Below are 4,761 nucleotides of genomic sequence, written 5' to 3' on the forward strand. Positions count from 1 at the left end.
ATATAGGGGAATTATATGCTTATCCCTATTTTTATAGATATTTCTTAAATATTTAGTGCACTTAAGAGTTATGAACTTTAAGTTACACTTCTAGATTATTTTTACAGGATAGAAGATTAGATTCTTAGTCAAAGAAATGGTTTATTGCAAGGCTCAAAGGTTTATTCACTAAACTCTTCTTCGAGTACTCATAAATCAAGGTGGTTAAGTCAGAACTTACCCGTACTTTGCTATCCATTGACCCGGATACAAATATGAAAAAACGTAATCTAACATTAACGCTCCTCTCGTTAAGTCTGTTTTTTCCATCATCAGCCTTAGCAATTGAGAATAGTACTAAAAGTACCAATTTAACTTTAAACACTTTAAGTTCAGTTACTGCAAGTAACTATAAATTCTATTACGTAGCAACTAACTACGACAAACCGGTGCAGCGCCCTGAAGGTGTTGGTAAAGCTCCAGAAGTAGCAGCCGAAGGTGTAGGTGCAGTTGATACTCAAAATCCTGGTGACGGTATTCAAGATCTTACAAATCTAAGTAAGAAACTAGGTGATGGTAATACTGAAAACAACCAAGGTGACAACAATACCGTAACAGATCCGTTACAAGTTCCACCTGCGGCTAATACGGATAATAATAGTCCTGCAGCACCAACCACACCAACTAGTCCAGAGAATCCTGCAACACTAGCAACTCCAACGAATCCAGAAACTCCTGCTAGTCCTGAAACTCCGGCAACACCAGCGACTCCAGCTAGCCCAGAAACACCAGCTGCGCCAACTACTCCAGCAACAACTGATGAGAGCAAACCGGCAACAACGCCAGAGCAAAATAGTCCAAACGAGACTAATAATGGCGAAAACTCTGCTCCAGCAGAGGCTACAGAAGCTAGTGCCGAAGGTGCTGCAAGCGATGAAAATGCAGAAAACGCAGAACAAACTAGCCCTGCCGTTGATGAAAATGGTAATCCATTACCAGCTGTAGAGCAACCTGTACTTGGAGTGGTACAAGAAGCAACTTCTACAGAAAACTTAAATGGTGGTGCATACTACGCGAAAAACTTTACTTTCCCTGAAGTAAATACTTTAAGTGTAGAAACTAATCCAGATTACAAATTACAAAATAACCGTGTAAACAACATTAACCCTGTACCAGCTAATCCAGAGCGTGATGCAATGATGGCTGATACGGTAGTTGTTGGGGTATTCGCGAATAAAGATCAAGCACAACAAGTAGCTAAAGCTAGCTTACAAGCAGGCTATAGCACAACTTGGGATAATATGCTTGATAGCTTTGCCACTCCAGAGCAAAGTCTAAGTGACTTAGCACGAGTAAATGAAAGTTTACGCTTAGCTACTAACGAAGCTAATGCTAAAGTAGCAGAAGCGGCAGTTTTAGCACAAGCGGCTGGTACTTTAAAAGACAACCCTGCTTATGCCTTTACAACTAACTACTCTGGTGCAAATGAGTTTAGAGCATTTAGCGTACCTGTAAGTCCTGTTAATATTTCAGGCTTCTGGCCAAACCCTGCTCCAATGCTAAATAACTATTACTATAGTAATGCTGGAGTAGCGCTAAATAATTTAGATGAACACGTTATTAACCCATATGCTGCTTTAATTAAAGACTTTAAACCTAAAGTATATGGTCAAGGTTATTACGTAAATGAGTTTGCAACCGTTAATCCAGTTTATAAAGTACCTTTAGTTGAACCTATTTATACTGTTGAATATACTGAAGGCTTTAACATCAGTAACAACAACTTAACGTTAGAGCAAACAAACCTAACGCTAACTGATCCTAATGCTGAAAATGTAGAAGGCACAGAAAATACTGAAGTTACTCCAAACGTAGAAGATAACAACAGTACTAACGAACAAACGGATAACAACACTAGCCCAACTACAGATAATACTCCAAGTACTAATCCAGCTAGCCCTAGTGAAAATCCAAACACTACTCCAGTACCTCCAAGTACTGAACCAAATAATAATCCAAACAGTGTACCAAGCACGCCAAGTGAGCAGCCTACAACTCCTAGCGCTCCAACTACGCCTAGTACACCAGAAACTACACCAACTACACCTACAACTCCAAGTAGCGAGCCATCTCCTACTGCGAGAAAATAGGTAAGGTTATTAATATTAGCTTTAAGCATACGCAATTAAAACTCAGCAAACATTCTAAGTTCCACCTTCTCTCTAAGGAGGTAATGCCAATGGTTAGAAAACTAAAAAATACATTAATTTAGTTTTGCCAATTAAGGATATATCTCTTCTTATGTGTAAACATAACAAACCTGTGTAAAGTTTAACGATACATATGGTGACTTTACACACTTAAGTACGAAAGTACTATCTCTCAACTTAATATTAAGGAGCAAGATATGCGTTTAGCTGTACTATTAATTGAACTTGTTGCCCTTTTCATTGCGTATCAAATTGTTGATCCAGAAAGCTTTTTGGGAGTAATCGGCACTATCATTCTATCTATTCCATTAACTTTTGTAGTTGCGATAGTTATCGGCTTTTTACGTAATATTTCTAGATAAAAACCGTAATAAAGAACGTCCTCTCATAACTTACGATAGGAGTTAGATATGCCTGTATTCTTTGCCGAACTTCTTGGTCTTTACTTTGCGTATGAAATGGTAGAACCTGAAAGCTTTTGGGGATTTGTATTTATACTATTACTTTCTCTTCCTATAACTTTTATCATCGTTGCCGTTGGCATGTTAGTTATAGCTCTTATTGGCTTATTATTTAATAGAGGGTAATTGTATAACCTTTCTTGTAAAGAATATGTAAAGCAATTACCGGTTGCTTAATTGTCATAATGCATAAAATCTCCAACTAAAGAATTGAACAAACATCGATAATTATTTTTAAAGCTAATATTCGAGCCCGATAAGATCTCTTATCGGGCTCATTTCATGTTCGTTTGCTACCTATTTTCTTCTACCTATTTTCTTCTCCCTTTCGTACTCTAGTTTAAACTTACTCCATGGCTAAAAGTTAGAGTGAGCTATACTCTCAAAACTTATAGCAAAATCCTTTTTCCTTGCTATTTACAAGTATTAATTTATCGACTACAATAAAATTATATCAATGGAGTTTAATCCTAATTTGGTAAGCAAATTCAATACTTTGTATTGAACTAGCACGCATTTATTGGAGAAAACATTATGACATTTAAATTAGGATTTAAACCAATACCTACATGTATAGCTTTGGTAGTAGTTTTAGGATTATGGTTAATGCCAATGCCTAGCGGTTTAACTGCTAATGCTTGGCACTTACTTGCGATTTTTATCGGCATGATTATTGCAATTATTGGCAATGCTATGCCCATAGGTGCAGTTTCGATTGTAGTAATTGCATTAGTTGCCTTACTTGGGGTAAGTGCCCCAACTCCTAGCGCAGCCATCAATGAAGCCTTAGGACAATTTGCCAACCCTCTAATTTGGTTAATTGGAGTATCGATTATGATTGCTCGCGGTCTATTAAAAACCGGTCTTGGAGCAAGAATTGGTTATCTCTTTATTGCCATGTGGGGACGTAAAACTCTAGGAGTGAGTTATGCTCTGGCTTTCTCTGAATTACTTTTAGCACCAGTAATGCCGTCAAATACGGCTCGTGGTGGTGGAGTAATTCACCCGATTATGAAATCGATTGCTAAATCATATAATTCAGGTCCAGAAAATAACAATAGCGGTTTAATTGCTCGTTACTTAGCGCTAACTAATTATCACGCTAATCCAATTACTTCGGCTATGTTTATTACGGCTACCTCTCCTAATCCGCTAGTAGTTGATTTAATTGCTAAAGCGACTAATAGTCAAGTTAGTTTAACTTGGGGTACTTGGGCGTTAGCTATGTTTTTACCAGGCATGTTATGCATGTTTTTAATGCCTCTGGTGATCTATATACTTTATCCACCTGAAATTAAGCAAACTCCGAATGCCGTTACCTTTGCAAAAGAAAAACTTGCCGAACTAGGAGCAATGAAAATCGAAGAATGGCTCATGTTATGCATTTTTAGTTTAATGCTTTTATTATGGGCGGGAGTACCGGCTGCGATCTTTGGTAAAGAATATGCCATAAATGCAACAACTACAGCTTTTATTGGTTTAAGTTTACTCTTAATTACAGGAGTATTAACTTGGCAAGATATAGTTGCCGAAAAAGCAGCATGGGATACTATTATTTGGTTTGCTGCTCTGATTATGATGGCTACGGCTCTAAATAAACTAGGAGTAATTGCTTGGGCAAGTGAACATATGGAAGCCGGTATTATGCATCTTGGTTTAAGTTGGGTAGGAGCCTCAATTCTCTTACTTCTTGCTTATCTCTATGCTCACTATGCTTTTGCCTCAACGACAGCACATATTTCGGCTATGTTAGGAGCATTTCTAGCCGCAGGTATTGCTCTAGGAGCTCCACCTATGCTCTTTAGTTTACTTATGGCTGGAGCTTCGAGTTTAATGATGTCCTTAACTCATTATGCTACAGGTACATCTCCGGTTATCTTCTCTTCAGGTTATGTAACTCTTAAACAATGGTGGACAGCCGGTTTTGTTATGAGTGTAATTAATTTACTAATTTTTGTGTTTGTCGGTGGTCTATGGTGGAAAGTTTTAGGTTATTGGTAAACCAACCTAATAAGACAATTGTTTTTAATACAGAACAATTGTTTATAAATTAACCTTTAACTTTAACCTATTTCCTAAGCTTAATTTAAGATGATCCACACACCTAAAAG

At 37.5% G+C, this 4,761-nt stretch carries 4 protein-coding genes; all 4 read left to right on the plus strand.

Translation table 11 applies throughout. The features are described from left to right. The first annotated feature begins 254 nt into the window (after positions 1-254). The 4 genes from CKF58_RS04205 (at position 255) to CKF58_RS04210 (ending at position 4,651) form a co-directional block, all read left to right on the plus strand. Positions 255-2,129 (plus strand): hypothetical protein, encoded by a 1,875-nt coding sequence (locus CKF58_RS04205; protein ID WP_119531287.1) that lies wholly within the window; start codon positions 255-257, stop codon positions 2,127-2,129. Positions 2,130-2,386: 257 nt separating this feature from the next. After that, entirely contained in the window at positions 2,387-2,551 is a 165-nt protein-coding gene (locus CKF58_RS08385) for a hypothetical protein (RefSeq protein ID WP_222987697.1), read from the plus strand. A 48-nt stretch (positions 2,552-2,599) separates the two neighbouring features. Next, on the plus strand, positions 2,600-2,776 hold the full coding sequence (locus tag CKF58_RS08390) for a hypothetical protein (RefSeq protein ID WP_222987698.1): 177 nt from the start codon (positions 2,600-2,602) through the stop codon (positions 2,774-2,776). Positions 2,777-3,184: 408 nt separating this feature from the next. Continuing rightward, positions 3,185-4,651, plus strand: a complete 1,467-nt coding sequence (locus tag CKF58_RS04210; protein ID WP_119531289.1) for a DASS family sodium-coupled anion symporter — start codon at positions 3,185-3,187, stop codon at positions 4,649-4,651. The last annotated feature ends 110 nt before the right edge of the window (positions 4,652-4,761 follow it).

Source organism: Psittacicella hinzii (assembly GCF_003585935.1).
GTDB classification, from domain to species: domain Bacteria; phylum Pseudomonadota; class Gammaproteobacteria; order Enterobacterales; family Psittacicellaceae; genus Psittacicella; species Psittacicella hinzii.

Excerpts from the sequence above, each read along its gene's own strand:
- CKF58_RS04205 (WP_119531287.1), top strand. The coding sequence starts at position 255 with ATGAAAAAACGTAATCTAACATTAACGCTCCTCTCGTTAAGTCTGTTT.
- CKF58_RS08385 (WP_222987697.1), top strand. The coding sequence starts at position 2,387 with ATGCGTTTAGCTGTACTATTAATTGAACTTGTTGCCCTTTTCATTGCG.
- CKF58_RS08390 (WP_222987698.1), top strand. The coding sequence starts at position 2,600 with ATGCCTGTATTCTTTGCCGAACTTCTTGGTCTTTACTTTGCGTATGAA.
- CKF58_RS04210 (WP_119531289.1), top strand. The coding sequence starts at position 3,185 with ATGACATTTAAATTAGGATTTAAACCAATACCTACATGTATAGCTTTG.